Origin of the sequence: Winogradskyella sp. A3E31 (assembly GCF_046720935.1) — a bacterium.
Classification (GTDB): domain Bacteria; phylum Bacteroidota; class Bacteroidia; order Flavobacteriales; family Flavobacteriaceae; genus Winogradskyella.
Genome location: NZ_JBHNWH010000005.1, coordinates 111290 through 135149 on the forward strand (window position 1 = coordinate 111290; position 23860 = coordinate 135149).

The window sequence follows — 23860 nt, forward strand, 5'->3', positions numbered from 1 at the left end:
AAGTAAGGACTCTTAATTCTATAAGCAATATTTGTATTATTAACTTAAAACCTATTACAAATGAAAAAATTATCATATTTATTTATCGCACTATTTTCTTTGAGCTTACTAACAACAAGCTGTAGAGAAGAAAAGGATACAGGAGACAAAATTGAAGAGGCAGTGGACGATGCTGGTGATGCGGTTGAGGACGCCGCTGATGATGTGGAAGATGCCATGGATGACAATTAAAAGCAACTATTATGAAGAAATCAATATATATTTTACTTTTTATTTTCACTTTAGGTATTACAGTAACAAGCTGTAGGGAAGAAAAATCAGCTGACGAAAAAGTAGAAGAAGCTTTAGAAGACGTTAGTGAAGAATTAGATGAAGCAAGTGACGATGTAAAAGACGCTGCTGAAGATCTTAAAGATGAAATAGAAGAAGTGAAAGAAGAAAACTCCGATGACAATTAGAGTCTCGGATTTAAATGAATTTTAATTTTTAAAACAGAAACAATGAAAAATATAATAATGATACTGGCCATTTTTTCCTTTATAGGAATGAATGCACAAGAAAAGCCAAAAGAAGTCGTAAAAGAATCTAAGACTAAAATCATTAAGGTAAAAGTTAATGGTAAGATTGTAGAAAAGAAAATCAAGGTAAGTACAACAAAGACCAATGATGTTTCTCTTAAAGCGAGTGATTCAAACAAAACAAATCAAAGTCGTAATACTGATGGCCCAGTTAAGGTCTCCAAAGAGATTATGATTGATAATGATGATGATATGAGCTTTGATGAAAAAGTTAATTACTCTTATGTTGATTACAACGGAGACATATATAACTTTACGCCTATGAATAATGGTTTTGCTATCGAAAATTCCGTTGAAAACTCTCTAATGGCGAATGCAAGAAAGTCTATAAACAAAGACTTTTATATGATAAACACCGATGAATATTCTGGTATAGGGTACTTTAAAGGAAACAAGTTTGTCATTGAATATTATGACAAAGATGAAGACATCTTAGTTGTAGAAGAGTACAACAGGGAAAAGATGAGCAAGAAAAAAATGGACAACTAAAAAGTTCATATATATTTCTAAAAGCCGTGTAAAATGCACGGCTTTTTTTATTTTTATAAAAAAGATACCATGAATCAAACCATACCAAAGGACACTTTTGTCTTTCTAAAAGCACTTTCAAAAAATAATAATAGGGATTGGTTCAATGAGCACAAAAAAGAATTCAAGGCTATTGAGGCAGACGTAAAGAACGCTTACAATCAATTGGCATCATTACTCAACGCTCACGACCGAATCGAAAAAGTCAAAATCTTTCGCATTTATAGAGATGTACGGTTTTCAAAAAATAAGTTGCCCTATAAAACACATTTTGGCGGCTCCTTCTCAAGGGTAAAGCCAGAACTTAGAGGTGGCTATTATCTACATATTCAGCCTAATAACGAGTCCTTTATCGCTACTGGCTTTTGGGATCCCAATAAAGAGGATCTTTTTAGGATTAGAAAAGAGTTTGAAATGGACGATGGCGAAATGCGAAACATCCTTAATAATAAAACCTTTAAAAAGACATGGGGAGGGTTTGTTGGTGACGCATTAAAAACCGCACCAAAAGGATTCGACAAGGAGCATCCTGCAATAGATTTAATACGACGAAAACAATTCATCTTTACAAAACCATTTACAGACAAGGAAGTGGAAGCCCCTGGGTTTTTAGAAACCGTAAACGACGACTTTAAGGTTATTAGACCTTACTTTGATTATATGAGCGATGTGCTCACAACAAATCTTAATGGAGAATCCCTTTTATAAAACTTACACAGCTTCTAGTAATTCAGGATTGGCAAAAACCTGAATACTATCAATTAAGCGTTCCTTTACAATGTTCATCATCCGCTTGTTCAATGCAGAAGAGTTGTTTATATAAAGACTGTATTCCTCAATTGTAAACTGGCCTATAATCATGCCTTTTACTGAGTTTCGGAATTTCATATCCTTATGTATTGCATTTTCAATATAGTCTAGTTGCTTTTGTAATGAGAGCTCATAAAACACATTCTTACGCTTAGCAATATAATTTTTAAATACAACCAACAACAATTGGTGTTGCATTTTAATAATTGGGCGTAATGTTTTGTTCTGAAAAGCCTCGTCAGCACTCATGTTTTCATAAATCTTGGCAGATGAAATAACAGGACGAATAGCGAGTAGTTCTTCTGTGCGGGTAGCCATAGTAGTATGGTTTAGTTCAAATTTGGAATTAAATTTAACCATTATGATACACAGAAAAGACCAGACCTGGTATTGTTGTTAACGGTGTTATTAACATTCAATGAAACCAAATATTGAAAAGCCTCATGGTGAATTCAATTTTACTAGTTGAATTAATCCCGTTTTTACAACGGGATCTTTCAATGACTATTTGTTCAATAAAATTTATCTTTGTAAAAACAACATTACTTATGAAATTCGGAAGTGTAGACAACCCAGAAGATATAGATTTCACCTTACCAAAAGATCATCCAGATACCTTAAAAACCCTAAAAAAGAATCCCAGTAACAGTACAGATATTTATGTGGGCTGTGCCAAATGGAATAAGGCAGACCTAAAGGGGTTTTATCCTCGTGGTACAAAAGACGAATTAGAATATTATTCTCAACAATTCAATTCTATTGAGTTGAATGCAACATTCTATAGAATTTTTCCACCTGAACAATTTAGCAAATGGGCAGAAAAAACACCAACCAATTTTCGGTTTTTCCCAAAGCTTAGTCAAGAAATCAGCCATTGGAAGCGACTAAATGAGGAGTCAAAACCTGTAGTCGATAACTATTTGTACAGTGCTATTAATTTAAAAGAAAAATTAGGGTGTGTGTTTCTACAGATGCACAGTAATTTTGCACCTAAGGATTTTGAAAAGGTGGTGAATTTTGTTGAAAGTTGGCCAAGAGAAATTCCGTTAGCCATAGAATTTAGGCATACCGATTGGTATAATGACAAGTCTATTGCCGAAGATTTATATCAATTACTTGAAGAAAATAACATATCCAACATTATTGTCGATACTGCGGGACGACGCGATTTAATGCACATGCGTTTGACCAATTCCAGAGCTTTCATTCGTTATGTCGGTGCAAACCATAAAAGTGATTACACACGCTTAGATGATTGGGTAGAACGATTAAAATTATGGAAAGACAATGGTATTGAAGAAGTTGATTTTTTTGTACATCAGAATATTGAAAAAGAATCTCCTTTACTATCAGCCTATTTTATAAAGCAATTGAACACTGAATTAGGAATGGATTTAAAAATTCCTAATGACGATCAACAGCAAAAGTTATTATAACTCAACGCTAAAGGTAAAAAGCTAATAGTCAAAATCTAAACACATGAGATTCCACACACGTAAATGGGTAAAACCCGAAGATTTAAATCCTAACGCAACTTTATTTGGTGGCCAACTATTGGCTTGGATAGATGAAGAAGCCGCACTCTATACGATCATTCAATTAGAAAACTCTAGGATTGTTACCAAGTACATGTCCGAAATTAACTTTATGGCCTCTGCCAAACAAGGTGATATTATTGAAATCGGAATTGAAGTGCTCAATTTTGGTCGCTCATCTATAACTTTAAAGTCTGAAGTTAGAAACAAGATGACCCGAGAAACCATACTCACTGTCGATAAACTCATTATGGTTAATCTTGGCGAAGACGGTAAGCCCGCACCTCATGGTAAAACAGAGGTAGAATTTGTTAAGGATAGGTTGTCTTGATGTTATTCCTACTTGGTCACTAAGGTTACTCGAAGTGACGTAATTTAGAGAAATTAATCTTTAGGCGAAGCCACAGCCAATTCATAAATTTCCAAATCAAAATAATTTACAGAAGCAAGGACATGATCAAAAATATCAGCCATTATATACTCGTAATTCTGCCAACGCTGATCTTTACTGAAACAATATATTTCCATCGGGATACCCTGAGGTGTTGGTTCTAACTGACGCACCATTAAGGTCATATCCTTGTTAATGGCTGAGTGGTTTTCAATATAGGTTTCAAGATATTTTCTAAACACCCCAAAATTCGTCAAATTAACTCCATTGATTAAAATGGACTTATCCGCATTTTGCTCTTTATTTTGCTTATCGAGCTTTTTGGTAATAGCATTTAAATACTCGGTAACTAATTGAATCTTTTTCAAATCTTCAATAGTTTCAGTCGTTAAAAACTTAATGGTAGATGTCTTTACGATCACGGAACGCTTAATACGACGTCCACCAGAAGCCATCATACCTCTCCAGTTTTTAAAAGAATCTGAAATCAATGCATAGGTCGGAATCGTGGTGATCGTCATATCCCAGTTTTGCACCTTAACCGTTGCCAAATTAATCTCAACGACATCACCATCAGCACCGTACTTTTCAAACGTAATCCAATCTCCAATCCGTACCATGTCGTTTATAGACACTTGTATACTGGCTACAAAACCTAAAATAGTGTCCTTAAAAATCAAGATAATAACAGCAGAAGCGGCTCCAAGAGTCGTTGCAAACTTCAAAAAGGAGATACCGGTTATCATCGCAATAATTGAAAACATACCAAGCAACCATGCAAAGATCATAAAGACCTGGATATAGCTATCAATGGGCTTGTCTTTGTATTGGGGCAAGGTCTTAAGATAATCCCTGACAGAATGCAATAGGCGCCTAATAATCTGAAGAGCCAATAGAATGGCGAATACCTTTAAAACTGTTTCAATGATGGACTCTGAAAACTCATAATCGAAAAAAACATCTGGCACAAACTCAATCAGGATTACCAATGGAATAATATGGGCAACGGCACGAGGTAATTTATTTTGTACAAGAATATCATCAAAATTTGTTTTAGTGCGTTTTGCAACGCCTTCAAAAAACTTCCATAATAAGCGCTTGGTAATATAGTCTATGACAAAAGCTGCTATTAAGAGTGCTAGTAGCAAAGCCACCATATTTAAAAAAGCAGCCGTACTTTCTGAAAGTCCTCTTTCAAGTAATAGGTCGTATATAAAATGCTTGATTTTTTCCATTCTAGTTTTTAAGGAATTTTTTATCTACATAAAAGGTTCCAAAAGGAATAATAGATGCTATAAGTACGGTAATAAATGAGCGTTGATTCCAATTATACTCTGGCTTTAGCCAAATTGCCAAAACAATATACGCCATAAACAAAATACCATGTGGCATACCTAATAATTTTACATACTGAGGGTCACCTTGTAGATACTTAATCGGTGTAGCGACAAATAATAACAATATATATGATACCCCTTCTAAAAGAGCTATTAACCTAAAAAATGCTTTAGTATTTTTCATGCACCTAAAATTTGTGCAAAAGTACAGCAGAAAGAAAGAAAAATCGATTGTTTTAACAGCTTTTAAGAAATTTCTTAAAACTAAAAATGTATTATTTATATTTAGACGAATTTTAATGAAAACGCCTAACATAACACTCTTTCTGATGAATAAACTAACCAGCTTAATTTTAATCTCCTTTCTATTTTTTACCTGTGCCTCATTAGACGGGCAATCAGGAAAAAAGTCCACGAATAAAACTACATCTGACTCCGAAGGAGCAAAGACAACAACACAAAAAACAAAAAGTAAGTTTAAGGATTATGACAAGGTCATTACCAAAGAGGCTAAGACTGATGAAGGCCTGTTTGATGTCCATATAGTAGGGGATAAGTACTATTTTGAGGTGCCAAAGGATTACCTAGATACAGATATGCTGCTTGTCAGCCGCTTTGCAAAATTGCCTTCAAATTTAGGAGGTGGTTATGTTAATGCAGGTTCAAAAACCAATACCCGTTTAATTCAATGGCAGCGGTTTAAAGATAAAATCTTAATAAAAGAAAAATCATACAGTGCGGTTGCCGGTGATAGCTTGCCTATAGATATTTCGGTAAGATCCAATAATTATGAGCCTACATTGTATGCCTTTGACATCGAAGCATTTTCAAAAGATTCGAGTGCTGTAGTTATAGATGTTACTAAATTTTATAGCACGGATGTTAAGGCTATTAGTGGCCTTTCTTCACGCATGCGAACCGCTTATAAAGTGAGAAATCTAGATAATTCTCGAAGCTTTATCAATAGCATGAGTAGTTTTCCAGAGAATATTGAAGTCATTCAAGACATGACGTACAATGCAACCAATCCACCTGTTAATACTGGAGATGAAACGATTAGTGTTCAAATGAACCAGTCCATGATATTGTTGCCAAAAGATAAAATGCAACCTCGTTTTTTTGATGAACGCGTCGGATGGTTTACGTTGAGTAAATACGATTATAGTAGTGAAAAATTAAAGTCTGATCGTAAAACATATATCCGAAGATGGCGATTAGTGCCTAAAGACATTGAAGCCTACAAGCGTGGAGAATTGGTAGAGCCTATTAAACCAATTGTTTATTATTTAGACCCTGCGACTCCAGAAAAATTCCGTTCGTATATGAAAGAGGGTATTGAGCTTTGGCAAAAAGCTTTTGAAGCTGCCGGGTTTAAAAATGCCATTATCGCTAAAGATCCTCCAACCAAAGAAGAAGATCCTGAGTTTAGCCCTGAGGATATTCGGTATTCCGTTGTCCGTTATGTGGCAAGTACGACGCGTAATGCAACTGGCCCAAGTGTTTCTGACCCCCGAACTGGTGAAATTATTGAGAGTGATATCATTTGGTATCATAACCATCTGCGTTCTTACAGAAACCGCTATTTATTAGAAACAGGAGCTGCAAACCCAAAGGCAAGAACGTTAGACACTCCAGAAGAAGAAATCGGAGAAATGATGAAAATGGTAATAGCTCATGAGGTAGGACACACACTTGGATTGCCTCATAACATGTGTGCAAGTTACGCCTATGATGTAGAAAATTACAGAGACGGTGCATTCACCCAGAAAAATGGAATCGCAGCCACAATAATGGATTATGCCCGTTACAATTATATAGCCCAACCCGGTGATACCAATATCCGCTTTATAAGACAGTTAGGACCTTATGACGATTATGCCATTAATTTCGGTTATCGCTATATTCCTGATGCAAATTCACCTGAAGCAGAGAAAGAAACATTAAACCAATGGGTGATTGAAAAAGCTGGAGATCCTAAGTATAGGTTTGGTAGTCAAGGTAGTCGATTCGATCCAAGGTCACAAACTGAGGACATAGGAAATAACAGTATAAAGGCTAGTACTTATGGGCTTAAAAACTTGAAAATTGTAGCCGAAAATCTTCCTGACTGGACTAGCAACCAAACCAATGATTATGATGATTTGGAAGAATTATACGGAGAAATGCTAGGTGTATGGAGCCGCTACATTGGTCACGTTGTAACCCATATAGGAGGTGTGTACGAAGATTATAAAAACCCTGATCAAAATGGAGATGTCTATAATCCAGTAGCAAAAGAGCAACAAAAAGCGGCTATGGTTTGGTTGCATAAAAATGCATTTGCGTCACCAACATGGTTAGTTGATGCCAGTATTTTGAAGAATACGGATTATGCAGGCTACACCAACACATTTAGAAGCTTACAAGCGCGACACTTAAATCGATTATTGGACTTTGAAACATTAGGTCGTTTAATGGACCATAATGCCTTAGACGCTTCAAACTATTCGGCATTAGAAATGCTAAGAGATGTTAGAACTGGTATCTGGTCCGAAGCCAACAGCACGAGTAATGTTGATATATACAGACGTAATTTACAGCGTGTGTATGTGGATCGTATGATCTACTTAATGACCGAAGAATTAAACCCTCAGCGCACCAGACAGTATTACAATGTCAATCAGTCGGACGTAAGAGCATTGGTGAGAGGAGAGTTAAATACCTTGATAAACACACTTCAATCTGCTGTAAATAGAGGGGTAAATACTGAAACTAAATACCACTATAGAGATATTATTGAACGTATTGATGCCGTATTAAACCCGAAATAAGACATACCTATTCGTTGTAGCCAATTAAAAAATGAAACGGCATTTAATTATAATAATGATTTTTGTTTTTACCTCTTGCTCAAAGAGTTATGAAGAAAAGGTTGTTATTGATAATTTTCCGCAAGACATAAATCAAGCTCAAATTGAAATAGTTTCATCGCTTTCAGGACACCAACCAATGCAACCAATAGGTGTAGAATTAAATGCAAGGGCAACTGTAAAAGAGCGTGATTTGACAAGAGCTTATTTAATTGAGCTTTTAAAAAAACTATCTCTTAAACCAATCGAACAAAACTATAGACAAAAGAACGTTAATTCATTAGTTGATATCCTGATAGGCCCATTTAAAGGAACGAATATTTATGGTGTTATACCAGCCAGTAAAAGCACCAATCAGTACATAATTTTAGGAGCTCATTACGATACAGCGCGAGGTTGTCCCGGAGCAAATGATAATGCTTCTGCGATTGCTTTATTATATGGAGTTACCAAAAGACTTTCTGAAATCTCAACGAGAAAGGTTAATGTTTTAGTCGTATTCTTTGACCAAGAAGAAGAGGATTTAATAGGTAGCAAGGCATTTGCAAGATATATTCAGAAAAAAAAGTTTGAAATTCTTTCGGTACATACTTTTGACCAAATTGGCTGGGATAAAGATAAAGATAGGGCCATAGAATTAGAGTTGCCGACCATTGAACTAGAAGAAATTTATAAAGAACAAGGCATCAAATCAGGCATTCCTATTCATACAACTAGAGTAAACTCAACCGATCATCAATCCTTTAGAGATATCGGAATTAATGCTGTTGGGATTACGGAAGAATATGTCAATAAAGATACTAGTCCCTTTAAGGATACACCAAATGATACGTTTAATACTATAAATTTTGAATATTTAGAATCCAGTACAAATCTTGTTTATGAAGTAATTAAAACATTAGTCTCTAAAAACAATGAAAATGAATAGAACAATGAACACCTACTTTTTTGTGCTTTCACTTTCGATTCTTGCATTTATTGGAAAGGGCATTATGTATTTGTTTATTAGCAGTTATGTCCCAATTATTCTTTCTCTAGTTGTTTTGGGAGTGTTCTTAATTTCAAGAAGAAAAATTAAACTATTAATAATCAGTATTAAATTTTGGGCAATTTCGTTAATTGTTTGGTCTGTATTGCGAATTTTCATAGGAGTAATGAACTATTTCGTAAAGCCTTTTACTGAAAATCATTTAGATCAACAGTTAGGAATTATAGGTATGGTAATTAGTATTATATTTCTTTGGGCTGGGTTTTATTTACTCAAGAAAAAACATAGAAATAACTGGCTTCAACAAAGTACTGTGGTAAAAACCAAGTAAAAAAGATAAGTAATAAAAAAAAGGCCAGTTATAAACCGAAAAGTTAGTGCATAAAAATCCACTAGATTTCATATACAAAAACCGATAAAAGCAGACCTAATTGTTTGTGATAAAATTGAATCATTTACATCACATTCATATATAAACTTATACTTTTAATAAAGTAATACAATACACTTAATATTATATACTTAAAAAGTATTAATTTTATGTTATTTAACTGTTGATTGAAGCGCCTCTAAAAAGTAATCGTTAGATCTTTGTATAAAATATAAGTGGTTGATTATTCTTAATTGGCAATTTTATAGACTATCTTTAGAGCCTAAAAATTGCAAATAAATTAATGGGTAGATCACAACAGACTTTTAATAAAAGTGAAAAAGAAAAAAAACGGTTAAAAAAGCGCGAAGACAAACGTAAAAAAATGGAGGCTCGTAAGGCCGAGAAAGAAGCTAATGGAACGGATGGCATTCCAATTGCCTATGTTGACCACAATGGAAATTTAACCGACACACCACCAGACCCATCACAAAAAGTAAAAATTAAAGCCTCAACAATAGAGGTGAGTATCCCAAAAACAGCACCAGGAGATAAAGAAGAATTTGATCCTGTTAGAAATGGAAAAGTTTCCTTTTTCGACCATTCTAAAGGTTTTGGTTTTATCATTGATGATGAAAATAATGAAAAGTACTTTACGCATGTCAGCGGTATTCTCGATGAAATTGACGAGAATGACAACGTACAATTTGAATTAGAAAAAGGTCAGCGTGGTATGAACGCCGTTAAAGTTAAAAAACTATAATTGACAAGAAAAAGCCAGCTACTTTAACAGTAGCTGACTTTATCATCGTAATTTAGGGCTCATCACGATATTAATTCTTAACAAACACCAAGGTATCTATACTACCGTCACCACCGCTCACATCTTGTAATTGAATTTGAGAGTTAGAGTAGGATAGTACATCCCAATCATCATTCAAGTCTTCAAATTCATCTTCTGAACTGGTTACAGCGAACATGATATTAAAATCGATATCACTGACATTTCCATCGTCATCATCACTACTGTTACTGTCGTCTGTAATGGACCATGTACCTGTTCTTGTGGCAGTCTGACTTGTTGCAGTTATATCTCCACTTGAGGTAAAAATAAATGTATAGCCATTAAAATCACTGGTTTCGTCTTGTCCTGAGTCAATATAGCTTTGAACTTCCCAAGTACCGTCAATGGCAATACTTGTGAGTTCCGCAATTTGAATAGAGTTGTCATTTGGTGTTCCTCCGTCGTCATCCGATGAACACGTAAAAAACATTAAGCCCAAACTTAGCATTATGACTAATGGTTTTAAAAAATTGCGTTTCATGATTAAAATATATAATAGGTTATATATGTATATAACAGATTTATAGGCAAATATCCTACCTCATAAACGAAAAAAATTAACTCAAATTATAATGAATGATTCTGATAAGAATTGTTTAGCTGACTGATGCCTGTACTATTTTCTGAACCAGTTCTTTTGTGATGGCTTGTCCTTCAGCCTTTTCTCGAAGTTTATCAAAGCTAAACCTAAAATCACATCCAGTGTTGTAATTGGAACACCCATAGGCAGTTTTTCCTTTAATTATAGTGCCTTTTTTACACTTTGGGCATTGATTTGTTGGAGTTTTTGTTTCAAGTTGTAGTTTAAAATCAGTATCAAATGTCACTTTACCTTCTGTAGATTTTCCATCTAATTTAAATCCCTTAAGGCTTACTGTACTGCCTTTTTGCATAAGACGCTTTAATTGAGTGTCGGAAATGGATTTATTCTTGAATTTAAATGGTAATAGAAAGTCACAGGTCGAATTGTAATTGGTACAGCCATAAGCCGTTTTCCCTTTAACCAAAGTACCTTTCTCGCATTTAGGACAAGTAGCACCAACAATTGATTCTTTTTTAGTTTTAGACTTTTTAGTCTTAGCAGGTTTGTTATTCACTGCCGAAATTCGCTGTTCCACCTTCTCTGTACGGACTTCATAGACTAGGGCATCAACCATACGCTTCATGCTTTTTATAAATGCAGCAGCAGAATAGTCGCCTTTTTCAATATCCTTTAGTTGCTTTTCCCAAGTGCCTGTTAATTCGGCAGATTTTAATAATTCATTTTTAATGGTATCAATAAGCTGAATGCCTGTCACCGTTGGAAGGATTTGTTTTTTATTACGCTTAATGTATTTCCTTTTAAAAAGAGTTTCAATAATATTGGCTCGGGTAGAGGGTCGTCCAATACCATTTTCCTTCATTAAGTCCCGTAGCTCATCATCATCAACCTGTTTGCCCGCAGTTTCCATAGCGCGCAAGAGAGAAGCCTCAGTAAATTGATTTGGTGGTTTGGTTTGCTTTTCTATAAAAGAAGGCTCATGCGGCCCTTTTTCACCTTTTTCAAACGTTGGCAATAGTTTTTCATTCCCTGATTTACCTTTAAATAGGACTCTCCATCCTTTTTCTAGAATTTCTTTGCCTGTAGTTTTAAAGTTGACATCGGCAGCTTTACCAATAACTGTGGTGTTTGACACCTTACAATCCGGATAAAACACAGCAATAAATCGCCGAACAATAATATCATAGACCTGCTGCTCTCTAGATTGTAGTGGAATTTCGATACCTGTTGGAATAATAGCATGGTGATCCGTTACCTTTTTGTCATTAAAAACTTTGGCTGACTTCTTTAATTTCTTTTGTAAGATGGATTCAGTAAACTGACTGTATTTAGTCAGCTTTTTGAGAATTCCTGCAGATTTAGGATAGATATCATTTGGTAAAAATGTCGTGTCCACTCTTGGATAGGTCACCACTTTAAGTTCGTATAACTTCTGGGCGATTTTTAGCGTATCATCGGCAGATAGCCCAAACTTAGTGTTACAATACACTTGAAGTCCTGTTAAATCAAATAACTTAGGTGCATATTCAGTACCTTTCTTTTTAGCAATGGATACAATTTCAAAATCTTCCGTTTTTACTTTATTGGCTAATGTTTCCCCATCTTCCATTTTATAAAAACGGCCTTCCTCATAATTAAAAAGGGTGTCTCTGTATAGTGTTTGCAGTTCCCAGTAGGGCTGAGGCTTAAAATCTTCAATCTCCTTATAACGGCTAACGAGCATCGCTAGAGTAGGGGTCTGTACTCGCCCTACAGATAATACTTGTTTATAACCACCGTGTTTTACAGTATAAAGTCGGGTTGCATTAATACCAAGCAACCAATCTCCAATGGCACGAGAAAATCCTGCGTAGTACAAATTATCATAATCAGCAGACGGTTTTAAGCTCTCAAAACCTTCTTTAATAGCTTCTGTTGTTAAGGACGAAATCCAGAGTCGTTTTACCGTGCCTTTATATTGCGCTTCGTTCATCACCCAGCGCTGAATTAATTCTCCTTCTTGGCCTGCATCACCACAATTAATAACTTCTGTGGCTTTTTGAAAAAGTGATTTTACAATATTGAACTGCTTTTTTATACCATCATTGTCCGATACCTTAACTTCAAATTTATCGGGTAACATCGGGAGGTTGTTCAAGTCCCAACTTTTCCAGTAGGGTTTGTAATCTGCAGGTTCTTTTAGCGTGCATAAATGCCCGAAGGTGTATGTTACGGCGTAACCATTACCTTCAAAATAACCATCCCTTTTGGTCGAAGCTCCCAAAACAGCGGCAATTTCCCTAGCAACACTCGGTTTTTCTGCAATACAGACTTTCAAATTATAACAACTTTTAAAGTTGGCAAATTACAGAATTTTAGAAATTTTAAAGCTTCAACTTTGCTAAAAAAATAAGCAATTGAACCAATAGTTTTTTTAATTGCATCAAAGGATTCTATTTCAATTATCTATCTTTAGTTTTAATAAACAAACAGTACCATGAAACAGTTATTAGCAATCGTTATCGTTTTTTTTACCTACACGTCTTACGGTCAGGATCCTATTTTACAAGAAGATAATGATACTCTTGAGGAAATCGCTTTTGATTTAACCCAGGCTTACAATAAAGAATTGGGGTTAACAGGGAAGCAAGTCACACTTTTTCAGAAAAAAGTAGAAGAGTATTTAATCAGGGAAGAACGCATCCACCAGAGTTTAACAGGTAAAACCAAACTTAATCGGCTTCACGCATTGAGAACTTTGGAGACTAAAGAAATGGGAGATATTTTAACACAGCCTCAGTTAACCTTATACAAAAAATTAAAACCCAAGCTTCAGCCCTTAGCGGTGGTTGAAGACCCAGATAATAGGTAATGCACCTTTTATCTTTAAAAAGCAGTTACATAATTTATGGAACTGCTTTTTTTATTCCAACAAATAAAAATTGATAACAAAAACGAAGAAAAAAAATGAACATTTTTGAAAATTATGAGCTTAAAGAGTTAACATTAAAAAACCGAGTTATTATGTCACCAATGACGCGCTGTCGAGCCATTGATAATATTCCTAACGATCTAATGGCAACATATTATAGCCAAAGAGCATCTGCGGGTTTAATTATCACTGAAGGCACATCACCGTCCATCAATGGAATTGGTTATGCCAGAATACCAGGTGCGTATAGTCCTGCACAAATTGCTGGCTGGAAAACCATTGCTGATGCTGTACATAAAAAGGATGGAAATATTTTTGTGCAATTAATGCATTGTGGAAGAATTGCGGCGTCAGAGAATATTCCAGATGGAGGTAAGGTCGTAGCTCCAAGTCCTTTAAAGGCTGCAGGTAAGATGTACACAGACTCTAAAGGAATGGTAGCCCATGCAACACCACAAGAAGTTCCTTTAGAACATATCGATGAAACCCAACAAGAATTTGTGGATAGTGCCCAAAAATTGATAAGAGCAGGTATCGATGGCGTAGAATTGCACTCAGCTAATGGCTATTTATTAGACCAATTTTTGAACCCGAAATCTAATTTAAGAACGGATAATTACGGTGGTGATTTTAAGAACCGTGCCAGGTTTGTGATAGAAACAGCAAAAAAAGTGGCAAGTGCTATTGGAGCTGAAAAATTAGGCATACGATTTTCGCCTTATGGTGCCATGAATGATGTTGAACATAATTATGACGATATCGTCGAACTATATTCGTATTTAGCCCAAGAACTGAGAAAAATAGGCATAGCCTATATTCACATTGTAGACCATACGGGAACAATGGGAGCACCGGATTTTAAAACCGATATTAAAAACACCATTAAACTAAATTTTGATGGCACTATTATTACTGGTGGTGATGTCAATAGCAAGTCAGACGTCGAAGAGATTATCAATCAAGGTTATGATCTTGTTTATATTGGACGACCATTTATTTCCAATCCAGATTTAGTTGATAAATTGAAAAACGGTGGTGACTTAAAAGAACCCAACTCCGATTTATTCTACACGCCAGGAGCAGAAGGTTATACGGATTATTAAAATGACGTCAGTTCGAGTGATTCACATAGTGAATCGTATCGAGAACTTAATTTTAATACTCTATGGTTCTCGATACAATTATTTCAGTTACGACTGAAATAACCACTCGAACTGACGAAATCATTACACAGCAATAGGCTGCTGATCTTGTAATGAGCGCTTAATGTGTAATAAATGATTAACGATAGAAGACAATTCAAACTTTAAAAAGCGGCTGTCTTTTTTGCTGAAATTTTCAATATGATGCTTGTAAATGGACTCCAATCCATTTTTAATGGAAATAAAATAACTGTCATCCGTAGCATCGAGCGATACAGAACTTTTGTAATCACTTTCCTTTAACAACCAATAAGACAGGCTGTTAATCTGATTGAATAATGCTAAATTTTCATCCATAATCGTAGGTTTTAATAGATTTGTGAGGGTAGTTGCAATGTAGAGTTGAACTGTTAAAGGGAATCTTAAAACAGGACGAAACGCTTAAATATTCGCTGTAATAAATAGAACTAGTCATTTTATAAGATGAAATACACTATAATATCATTACTAAAATTTATATAAAACTAGAGCAAAGGCTATAGAGAATAAATATCTTTACACCTAAACCAACACGTCGCTTCGGCCGACCGTGCCAAGCATGAAAAAACAGTATTTAATCGTCCTCGCTTTCTTTGCCATCTATGTGATATGGGGCTCTACCTATCTCTGGAATAAAATGGCTGTGGCTGAATTAGATCCTTTTATGTTGGCTTCAATTCGCTTTGGACTCTCTGGAGTTGCCATACTGGCCATTGCAATTTCCCTAAAGAAATCAATTGCCATCACCAAAAAACAGCTCATTAACAGCATTATTGCCGGATTCCTCTTTTTGGTTTATGGCAACGGTGTGTTTGTTTGGGCTCTTAAATATGTGGATAGTGGTTTTGCAGCACTCGAAACGTCCATAAACCCTTTGATGATCTTAATCATTATGAGGGTTTACGATAAAAAACCGATTAAGCTAAAGTCCATCATCGGGATTACCCTTGGAGTTATCGGTATGTATGTGTTGGTGAGTCAAAATGAATTGATACTTGAGGAAGGCAGTCTAACAGGCATCCTCATGATTTTTACTTGCGTTATAAGCTGGAGTGTCGGTAGCGTTTTTGTGTCTAAAGCCGATTTACCGAGGAACTTTTTTATCAATACAGGCTATCAAATGGTAGCTGCAGGTATTATGCTGGCGATAGGCAGTTTTGCCTTTGGGGAAGATTGGTCGTCACCGCTAGAGTGGAGTAGTAGGACCCAATGGGTAATGCTCTGTTTGGTGCTTTTTGGAAGTATTGCAGCATTTACATCTTTTAATTATCTGCTCAAAAATGTTTCTACAGAGAAAGTGGCCACATCGGGCTATGTTAATCCTATAATAGCATTGCTGTTGGGTTGGTACTTTTTGGATGAAGTCATTACGCTTCAAACTATTGTAGCTGCTGTATTACTGTTAGGAGGAGTGTATTTTATCAATTCTAAAAGGGATTAATACATCATATAACTAATTTTTTAGTTAAAACTAATTTTTTAGTTATATTTGAATTGTAAATAGTTCCAACTATGCCGTTTATACACAGAGTTTTTATTCTTCTATTATGTCTTTTTCCAACGATCTTGGCATCACAGTCCAATGCTGAAGACCCAAATCTTCAGGCAGGTTTTGCGGCACATGGCTCATTAAAGGTATTTGATTCGAAAGCATTTTTTGAAAAAGTCGTAGAAAATGACGAAGCTTCAGCAAAGGACAGATCGACTGCTTTAAGGCAATTAGCCATTATCAACTGGAAATATTTCAATAATAGGGAAGAGGCCATCAAAAATCTACAATATGCCGATACAGTAGGTGATTACCGTTCTGAAACCTGGTTGGTTATGGCTAGGGTAGAGCTAGAATCCAAAAATTTCGATGCGGCACTTGAGGCATCTCAAAAAGCATTGCAGTTGTCAGCATCACAATCCGATAAAAATTATGCCAATTATACCTATTGCAAAATTATTTTAGCAAAAGCGCTCCACCAGGTAAATGCGAGATTAAGTATAGACAAACCACAACTCAAAGAAGCACAAGAGCTTTTAAAGACTAGGCTAAAAGAGAATCCGACGCACACCAATTCTGCTGATAAACTTCTAGGCATCTCATTATTGTTACATGATGGCAACACCGCTCTAGAAGCATGGTTATCGTATTTTCGATTGGCATATAGTGAGAGTGCATATCCCTATATTCGTGATGCAGCCAGAATCCTAAATACATACCTTCCAAAATTGGATAATCCATCAGTATCCAAATTAGATTATAAAAACATCATTTCTGGATTAGCGAAATCTCGCTTTTATATCTATGCCAGGGCTTTCGCGCTGAGTGCAAATAATGAAGAACTTATAGGTATGGAACAGGTAAATCATATCATTACTTATGCTGAGTATATTGACACTATTGAAACACTGACCAATACCTATTACCGTCAGGTGAGTATCGATAAAGGCCATAGCGAAACGTTTCTCAATCACCTAGAAACCGAAAACACCAAACTCTACGGAGTATTAACACGAGGTGATGCCAATGCAGAAGACTTTTCGTCATCTCATTTTCGAAATTTGATTAACGAAACCTTCGGAAGTGTATTTATGGTGTCTAGCACAAGTGCATCGCGTGCAACGGGTTTGGTTTTTGGTCATGTTGCAAACGAACGTATCAGAACCATAGAACAATATGGTCATAGTGCTGATTTTACCTTTACAGAATTAGATATGATGGTGTCTAACGGCTATCCAAGCTGGTTTTGGGAAGATAGAGGTGCTGGTGGTTATGCTTTACCCAACGGGTTTATTAGAATTAGCACCATGTATAAAGGCCTTGCCATAAATGCCTGGGATAAAGTAACGGATAACGTGCGGCGGCAAAAGATAGAAACCGACATTAAAAACAATCTCTTAGAGGCCAATAGCACAGCAGATACAAAAGTGGTATTGACCGCATTATCTAAAAAAATGGAACTAGATGCCTTAGATGAGCTTTATACATCTTTGAATTCTGAAGGCTATACCGGTGTGGAGTTACAACTTAAATTTATTGAGCAGTACGAAGGCTTAAGAGATAATGCCACCATGTTTGCCCATGAAGGCAGGCATTCCATTGACCGAGTAGTGTTAGAAAACTACAGAGCTCTAGGGCCTAAAAACATAGAATATAGAGGGCGCTTGTCCCAGATTGCGTTTAGCGATGCCCCAAAATTAGAACTGGCAAACATGCTCAACGGTGTGAGTTCAACACCAACAGGACAATCGAACCAAATGATTATTGACGTCTATGTCGATTGGATGAAAGCCAAAACAAAACAAATACAAGGATACGACACGTCGAAACCGCTATTGACCCAATTATACAAACTCAGTAACTCACAATTAAAAGACATTATCCGGTCTGTAGATCCTTTATATCTGGCTATGATTGCTAAAAATTAAGACGCTATTGGTCGTATTTAATCATAAGTCATAATCCTTTCCTTAAAGTTTATAAGCATTTTAAACCCTAGTGTTTACAGGGGTTTTGAGCATCTGTTCAATGCTTTGTTCATTATTTGTCTATTGCCAATATTAGTTTAAACCAGTGTTGTAATGTACATTAGAGTATGATTAATCAAAAACCGTTGTGCGAAAGCATAACAACTTTGCAGAGTACTTTTTTCACCCTATGTAGTTTGGATTCTTTTTTATGAATCCTAAGAGATAGAAGACTATTAACCAAAAACCGTATTACAGATGAAAACGTACTTAATGATATGTCTTTGTATAGGCATACTACACACAACAACAGCACAGAATGACATTGCCGCAGTGACCAATCTTAAACTCACTAAGGCCAGTAGTAAAACAATGAAGGCAAACGCCAATTACCTCAATAGTATTGATACTGAGGCTATGGCAGAACGCGCCTTAAAATTGAGAACCCTTGTTGCAGCATACAATTTGAAAACCTCAGACGAGTATGACGCTAAGGAAAAATCCGTGTATACCGTTAATTTTAAAGAAGGGCAAAACAAGGTTATAGCAACCTATGACAACAATGGTAATATTTTACAATGCAAGGAAGTCTATAAGGATATCCGATTACCGCTAAGCGTTAGCCAAAAATTAATCAAGGAAAATCCAGGCTATCATATTGGGAACACGATGTGTAAGATAGATTATAACACACAGAGCGCTACAAAGACTATTAATTATAAAGTTGAATTACTCAACGATACCGATCGTAAAGTCGTGCGATTGACCATTTAAGATTGTTTAACTGAGTTAAACATTATGTAGGTGCCTAAGCAAAAGAGGGCACCTACCGTCTTTACATCTTATTTTACATAATGTAAATTATAGGACATTTTTAATATTTGATTATCCAGTGGATGATTACATATTAAAACAAATAGAAACTATATGATTGTTATAATACCTTAAAGTATTATTGACTATAACAATTAGCGTAATAACGCCTTTGGGCCGATATTCAATGTAATCATAGTTCTAGCATCACGTAGTGTACTATAACGATAATGATTATGTTGAGCTAATTGTGGCTCACCATAAATTCCGTAAACGACAAAATGTACGTGATAAAAAATTCTAACTAATTCTCAGAGGCTTGCAATGGTGAGTTGCATTATTAATTTCCTTTGCGCCAGCTGGCTCATTCACTAAATTATTCCACTGGACTAATTCTTAACGTTCTGCCCTGTTTAAACCAAAATTTTATGAGGTCGATTCTCTAAAAATAAAACTTTTTAGTTTAATGAAAACTAGTCATTTAAAAAATTTCTTTCGAAAGCATTTCTTGATAAATAGTTCATAAATTGTTGAAGTAAATCAGCTGAATAAGGTGATTTGTAATGACCAGTCCTCTCAATATTTAATGTTAGTTTAGTTGATCTGGCATTAAGACACTCCTCATTGTTAATCTTGAATCCTTTAAATATACTTCCGTAATAAATGGAATTTTTTAAATTATCTTTCTCAGTACTTTTTAACTTTTTAAATATTCTTATGTTATCTCTATAATTACTGAATTGCTTGTGCAATTGAATGTATCTAACTTTCCAAGAATCTTGAAGTGTTTGTGAGGAACATTCCTCTTGATTTAAGTCAATACTTGCAATTCCGTTACTATTAAAAACAGTTAAGTCCAATGGTGCCAGGCTAATAGTTTTAAATAACGGAAACCTAATAATTTTTGATTTATCATTTGGAATATCAGTTTTTTCAATAAAGCCCATTGTTAGTAATTGATTTTTTGCGACCTTAGATAATACTGAATTTTCAACTACCTCTATTTCCAGTAAGAAGGCAGTACTAAATATTTGACCACCTCGAATATCTCTTTTGCCACTAGACCTTAGAGCCAAATTACACGGTTGGCCTAATAGTATATAGTTCTTATCCTCAACTCTGAAGATATCTCCATTTGAAATTGGAAAATGTAATTCGTTCAATATTTTAGCATCAACAAAAATCTCTCGTTTCCTTAGGCTAATAATTTGATCTTTATCATAAGGTGTGTCACCACCAGTTTTTATTTTTTCTACTCGTCTTATTTTGGAAAGGCTTTTATTTATTTTTTCTCTTTTGCTTTTTGACAATAAATTATGTAAAGATTTATCTGTATTAATAATCGAGTTGATACGCAATAAATTAGTCATTTCCCAATTCCCTTCTTTTTTAGAAGATTTTTGTATTATGTGATTGAATGTATCAGGTGTAAGCTCTTTTAATTCTTTTAAAGATTTATTAAATGAGGATTTAATAATTGCTGTTGATTCTTTCTTTAAATATTCGATTTCACTAATTAATAATGTGTTTCTAATACCTTCTGCTAGTGCGGGTAAATAATCCGATGCAGTAAAACGTTTTTTAGAAATGGTATAAAACTTGTTTTTATCCAAACTATGTGATTCAGAAATTTCATTTCTTTGTTCAAACTCTTGGCTAACATTGAATAAATGAGAAAAGATACCACAATATACAAAATCACTAATAGCGTCTATTGAGAGAACTTCAACAGCTAAATCCTTACCATCTCTTCCATCTGGTGGTGGAGCAGTTCCAAAATCAATATCAAATAAACATAGTACCTTTGAATCTGAATTCAATCGTGCAAAAATTGCATCTTTTTGATTAACCCATTCAGTAGGTGAAAAAAGATCTATTTTATTACCTAAATGCTCTTTCAATTTAAGTGGTGCCATGGAGTTTTCAATATCTTCTTGGTTACCCTCAAACTCAAGTAATTTTACATATAATTCTCTTTTCTCGGCTTCGCTCCCATCATCCCAGAGTTTTGTAACACGACTTTTAAAAGCTATATTAGATCCAGACCAACTTCCAAATAACTCTTCTTTTGGATTATCTCTTTTTAGAATTAATAGATTACCAATAAATATTTCTTTTAAATCATTAATAGAACATTTATCATCAACATAAAGTATTTTATTAATATTAAGTTCTCTTAAGAAACTTTCTATTGCTGATTTTGCTTGAGCAATCTTTTTGTTTCTTATTTTTTGCTCTGGAGTTATCTCTGTAGTAGTACTCATTAAATTTCAATAATATTTGAGAAGTTTATAGCAAAAATATATTTCCTTCCTTCCTTATTGATTTTAGGTTCTAATGCTATAGAACATCCCAAAGAATCAATTAGTTGTACCACAATAAAAAGACCTAAACCTCGACCCTCTCCTTTTGGTTTTGTAGTTACAAAAGGCTCGAAAATATGATTCTCTATAGCCTTAGAAATCCCATAACCATTATCATAAATATAAACCCATGGTTTTTCAACTCTTATTGTTAAGACAGGATTAAAAGATTTTTCATTCTCTTTCTTTTGCTTTAACCAGTATTCAGAATTATTAAAAATGTTATCAATAATTTGAGTAAGTTTCCCTTGATTAGCATTAATTTCAAAATCATCATCTATCTTTATTTCAAAAGAAATCTGTGATTTTTCAAATCTATTTGAATAATAGGCTGATTCTTGTTTAAAAAATTCTGAAAAAGAAATAACTGATTTTTTCTCTCTATGGTACTTTAATGCTGGATCCAAATGACGTAGTTGTACTTTTAATCCATTAACAGTTGTTTCAATGTATTCCATTAAAACATAAATATCGTTTTGTGACAATTTATTGTTTTCTAATTTGCTTGAATAAAAGCTCGATTTTTCAGCTAATCTATCAGCTATAGAAGCAAATTCATGACTAACAGCTTCAACTGTAAGACCTAAACCAGCTAACTCAGAGAAATTGTCAAGCTGTTCTTCTAAAGTTTGTAATTTAGGCTCTAAAACATCAATTACTTCATTAAGTTTTTCTGTTTTAGAAACTACTTTTTCTAATTTTAAAAGAGTAACCTGTATAGTTTTTAGTTTTTCTAGTAAATTTTTAGATTTTTCAAGGTTTTTTTTATCTATATCTGAAGAAAACAAAGGATTTTTTTCCACCGTTTGAATTTCCTTTTCCTCTTGTTTTACAGTTGAATCTAAAATTCCACTAGCAATTTTAGCTTCAGCTATAGTTTCCTTAGAGTCTGTACCTAATTTCTTGATAGTACCAAAAGCTTCAGTTGTAGTGCGAATTTTATTGTTCTCCGTTTTATAAATATTTAAATATTCATTATGAGCTTTACGAATTTTTCTTTGATACCTATTTATTTCATCTCTTATGAAATAGGCTAAAACAAAAAAGTTTCTTTTATAAGCATTATTATCTAATCCACTTCTATCTGTTTTATCCTTTAACTTAGAATTTACTCCTTCATCAATAGAAAAATAACCAATCACGTTATTTGGTCTTAAATCATAAAAAGAAGTTTTAGTTTGAGATTCTTTTAAATTTAACCAATCATTATTTTCTTCTAAGCCATATGGAATTACCGCAATTCCATTACGATAAATTTTAATACCTATTTGACTCTTAACGAATGTCTTATAATTTGAAATATTATCAAAAAGATTTTGAAGTCTTTCATCATCAGACAACCAACTGTCTAAAGAAAATTCATCTATAACTCCATTAAATGCTCCTGGATTAGCACGTTCACCATCAAAAATCTCTAAGCCTCCAATGTCTTTAGAAAACTCGAATTTTTTTTTAAAACTAAAGACAAATTTATTTTCAGAAGATATTTTTATATCCTTATTTTTCTTTTTAATAAATTCTATGAATTTCTTTCCAGAATCCGCTTCAATATAATTTCTATATTCCTCTCTTTTTTGCCCGATAAACTTTGAAAGTTTAGTTTTTCCAGAAATAGATAACTCTGAACCATTAAAACTAAAACGAAATCGAGAAATTGCTAAATCTCTTAAATTTTCATTCGATTTTTCAATATCAACAGTAATACCATTAATTTTAATGAAAACATCAAATGGTCTATTTTCTTTATAAGGTGAAATTACTTGAGATACTTGACCTTTAAATTTTTCAAGATTTTTACCTTTCCAAACCTCTAAGTTTTTAATGTTGGAAAGGACTAATGTTGTTCCTTTTTTCTCAGTGGGGACAAAATTTTTAGATTGAATCTTTACTTTACTTAATATTTCTTCTTTATCAAAATCCTTCCAATTAAAGGCTATATGCGTTCCAGTTTTTGGGTTTTCATTTGTGTAAATTTCACAAATATCAGCAAGCCTTTGCGTACTTAATCTTCCCAAACCTTTATCACCCAAAGGTGTTCGTCCTTTTGGTGTTTTTCTTTTCTCTTCTTTAAACTTCCTTTTTTGCGAATACGATATTACCAACCATGACTTCATAATGGTTTCTTTATTCATTCCAAAACCATCGTCTTCAACTATTATATAGCCTTTGTGTTTTTCATAAAATAATCCGTCCTTTATGTATGTCCCAGTAGTGTTTATTTCTATGGACACATAACTAGCATCAGCATCATACGAATTTTTGATTAATTCAAGAAGTGCAGTAACTTCATCAGAAACTAATTGTTCTCCTAATTGCTTTACAATATGTGGTGTTATATCAAAATGATAATCTTCGTCCATTTATT

General features: G+C 34.3%; 23 protein-coding genes. 15 read left to right on the forward strand and 8 right to left on the reverse strand.

Going from position 1 to position 23860, the window contains the following annotated elements:
- Positions 1-60: 60 nt before the first annotated feature.
- The 4 genes from ACFEMA_RS07675 (at position 61) to ACFEMA_RS07690 (ending at position 1814) form a co-directional block, all read left to right on the forward strand.
- A complete protein-coding gene (locus tag ACFEMA_RS07675; RefSeq protein WP_411767506.1) occupies positions 61-231 on the forward strand; it encodes a hypothetical protein in 171 nt (56 codons plus the stop codon).
- Between the two features lie 11 nt (positions 232-242).
- A complete protein-coding gene (locus ACFEMA_RS07680) occupies positions 243-458 on the forward strand; it encodes a hypothetical protein (RefSeq protein ID WP_411767507.1) in 216 nt (71 codons plus the stop codon).
- 42 nt (positions 459-500) lie between these two features.
- On the forward strand, positions 501-1067 hold the full coding sequence (locus ACFEMA_RS07685) for a hypothetical protein (protein ID WP_411767508.1): 567 nt from the start codon (positions 501-503) through the stop codon (positions 1065-1067).
- Between the two features lie 69 nt (positions 1068-1136).
- Entirely contained in the window at positions 1137-1814 is a 678-nt protein-coding gene (locus ACFEMA_RS07690; protein WP_411767509.1) for a DUF2461 domain-containing protein, read from the forward strand.
- A gap of 3 nt (positions 1815-1817) precedes the next feature.
- Here the strand turns inward: ACFEMA_RS07690 and ACFEMA_RS07695 are convergent, their stop codons facing one another.
- Entirely contained in the window at positions 1818-2234 is a 417-nt protein-coding gene (locus ACFEMA_RS07695) for a glyoxalase (protein ID WP_411767510.1), read from the reverse strand.
- 230 nt (positions 2235-2464) lie between these two features.
- Between ACFEMA_RS07695 and ACFEMA_RS07700 the strand changes: the two genes are divergently transcribed.
- Entirely contained in the window at positions 2465-3352 is an 888-nt protein-coding gene (locus ACFEMA_RS07700; RefSeq protein WP_411767511.1) for a DUF72 domain-containing protein, read from the forward strand.
- Between the two features lie 43 nt (positions 3353-3395).
- On the forward strand, positions 3396-3782 hold the full coding sequence (locus ACFEMA_RS07705; protein ID WP_411767513.1) for an acyl-CoA thioesterase: 387 nt from the start codon (positions 3396-3398) through the stop codon (positions 3780-3782).
- A 53-nt stretch (positions 3783-3835) separates the two neighbouring features.
- Here ACFEMA_RS07705 and ACFEMA_RS07710 read toward each other — a convergent pair whose 3' ends face one another.
- Together ACFEMA_RS07710 and ACFEMA_RS07715 are read right to left on the reverse strand one after the other, a co-directional pair.
- Positions 3836-5077 (reverse strand): mechanosensitive ion channel family protein, encoded by a 1242-nt coding sequence (locus ACFEMA_RS07710; RefSeq protein WP_411767514.1) that lies wholly within the window; start codon positions 5075-5077, stop codon positions 3836-3838.
- Position 5078: 1 nt separating this feature from the next.
- A complete protein-coding gene (locus ACFEMA_RS07715) occupies positions 5079-5363 on the reverse strand; it encodes a DUF3817 domain-containing protein (protein WP_411767515.1) in 285 nt (94 codons plus the stop codon).
- Between the two features lie 145 nt (positions 5364-5508).
- Between ACFEMA_RS07715 and ACFEMA_RS07720 the strand changes: the two genes are divergently transcribed.
- From ACFEMA_RS07720 to ACFEMA_RS07735, 4 genes are all read left to right on the forward strand, one after another.
- On the forward strand, positions 5509-7989 hold the full coding sequence (locus ACFEMA_RS07720; RefSeq protein WP_411767516.1) for a zinc-dependent metalloprotease: 2481 nt from the start codon (positions 5509-5511) through the stop codon (positions 7987-7989).
- Positions 7990-8020: 31 nt separating this feature from the next.
- Positions 8021-8956: a M28 family metallopeptidase gene (locus ACFEMA_RS07725; protein WP_411767517.1), complete on the forward strand. Its 936-nt coding sequence runs from the start codon at positions 8021-8023 to the stop codon at positions 8954-8956.
- The gene (locus ACFEMA_RS07730) at positions 8949-9347 is read left to right on the forward strand and encodes a hypothetical protein (RefSeq protein ID WP_411767518.1); all 399 of its coding nucleotides are present in this window, start codon (positions 8949-8951) and stop codon (positions 9345-9347) included. Before ACFEMA_RS07725 ends, ACFEMA_RS07730 begins: the two co-directional genes overlap by 8 nt.
- A 343-nt stretch (positions 9348-9690) precedes the next feature.
- On the forward strand, positions 9691-10149 hold the full coding sequence (locus ACFEMA_RS07735) for a cold-shock protein (RefSeq protein WP_411767519.1): 459 nt from the start codon (positions 9691-9693) through the stop codon (positions 10147-10149).
- 70 nt (positions 10150-10219) lie between these two features.
- On the opposite strand, the gene ACFEMA_RS07740 is transcribed toward ACFEMA_RS07735, so the two are convergent.
- Together ACFEMA_RS07740 and ACFEMA_RS07745 are read right to left on the reverse strand one after the other, a co-directional pair.
- Positions 10220-10711: a hypothetical protein gene (locus ACFEMA_RS07740; RefSeq protein ID WP_411767520.1), complete on the reverse strand. Its 492-nt coding sequence runs from the start codon at positions 10709-10711 to the stop codon at positions 10220-10222.
- Positions 10712-10826: 115 nt separating this feature from the next.
- A complete protein-coding gene (locus ACFEMA_RS07745; RefSeq protein ID WP_411767521.1) occupies positions 10827-13088 on the reverse strand; it encodes a DNA topoisomerase 3 in 2262 nt (753 codons plus the stop codon).
- A 159-nt stretch (positions 13089-13247) separates the two neighbouring features.
- On the opposite strand from ACFEMA_RS07745, the gene ACFEMA_RS07750 reads away from it, so the two are divergent.
- Positions 13248-13622, forward strand: coding sequence for a hypothetical protein (locus ACFEMA_RS07750; protein ID WP_411767522.1), 375 nt, complete (start codon positions 13248-13250; stop codon positions 13620-13622).
- Between the two features lie 95 nt (positions 13623-13717).
- The gene (locus ACFEMA_RS07755) at positions 13718-14785 is read left to right on the forward strand and encodes an alkene reductase (protein ID WP_411767523.1); all 1068 of its coding nucleotides are present in this window, start codon (positions 13718-13720) and stop codon (positions 14783-14785) included.
- 123 nt (positions 14786-14908) lie between these two features.
- On the opposite strand, the gene ACFEMA_RS07760 is transcribed toward ACFEMA_RS07755, so the two are convergent.
- Positions 14909-15181: a hypothetical protein gene (locus ACFEMA_RS07760; protein ID WP_411767524.1), complete on the reverse strand. Its 273-nt coding sequence runs from the start codon at positions 15179-15181 to the stop codon at positions 14909-14911.
- A gap of 241 nt (positions 15182-15422) precedes the next feature.
- On the opposite strand from ACFEMA_RS07760, the gene ACFEMA_RS07765 reads away from it, so the two are divergent.
- The 3 genes from ACFEMA_RS07765 to ACFEMA_RS07775 all read left to right on the forward strand — a co-directional run bounded on the left by ACFEMA_RS07765 (position 15423) and on the right by ACFEMA_RS07775 (position 19093).
- The gene (locus tag ACFEMA_RS07765; protein WP_411767525.1) at positions 15423-16304 is read left to right on the forward strand and encodes an EamA family transporter; all 882 of its coding nucleotides are present in this window, start codon (positions 15423-15425) and stop codon (positions 16302-16304) included.
- A gap of 71 nt (positions 16305-16375) precedes the next feature.
- On the forward strand, positions 16376-18280 hold the full coding sequence (locus ACFEMA_RS07770; RefSeq protein ID WP_411767526.1) for a tetratricopeptide repeat protein: 1905 nt from the start codon (positions 16376-16378) through the stop codon (positions 18278-18280).
- Positions 18281-18577: 297 nt separating this feature from the next.
- On the forward strand, positions 18578-19093 hold the full coding sequence (locus ACFEMA_RS07775) for a hypothetical protein (RefSeq protein ID WP_411767527.1): 516 nt from the start codon (positions 18578-18580) through the stop codon (positions 19091-19093).
- Positions 19094-19605: 512 nt separating this feature from the next.
- Here ACFEMA_RS07775 and ACFEMA_RS07780 read toward each other — a convergent pair.
- Positions 19606-21396, reverse strand: a complete 1791-nt coding sequence (locus tag ACFEMA_RS07780) for a hypothetical protein (RefSeq protein WP_411767528.1) — start codon at positions 21394-21396, stop codon at positions 19606-19608.
- Positions 21396-23855, reverse strand: coding sequence for an ATP-binding protein (locus ACFEMA_RS07785; protein WP_411767530.1), 2460 nt, complete (start codon positions 23853-23855; stop codon positions 21396-21398). The genes ACFEMA_RS07780 and ACFEMA_RS07785 overlap by 1 nt, the downstream gene beginning before the upstream one ends.
- Positions 23856-23860: the final 5 nt, after the last annotated feature.